The following is a 229-nucleotide window of genomic DNA, read 5'->3' as shown; positions in this document are numbered from 1 at the left end:
GCCTCACCCCCCGCCTTCCCGACCGACACCCCCGACGCCGCCCGACGACCCAACAACACCACCTCCCGCTCCGCCACCCCCCCCGCCCGCAGCGACTACCTGCGGCCCCCCCGGCCGCGCGCCGCCGCCCGAGGGCCGCGTCCGGCCCCCACCCCCGGCCGGCCGTCGCCCACCTGCGTGCCCGCGGACCTCCTCGCAGGTGGCGCATCCCGGCCGCCCACTCTCGTCG

General features: G+C 81.7%; 1 pseudogene. It reads left to right on the top strand.

The features are described 5' to 3' along the window. Positions 1 to 229 (top strand): annotated as a pseudogene (locus tag QM806_RS42060) (hypothetical protein); the annotation flags it as partial.

The sequence above is a fragment of the Rhodococcus sp. IEGM 1351 genome (genome assembly GCF_030056875.1).
Lineage (GTDB): Bacteria > Actinomycetota > Actinomycetes > Mycobacteriales > Mycobacteriaceae > Rhodococcus_F > Rhodococcus_F opacus.
The sequence above is the reverse complement of the archived record's forward strand: the minus strand, read 5'-3'. Positions and strand labels throughout refer to the sequence as shown.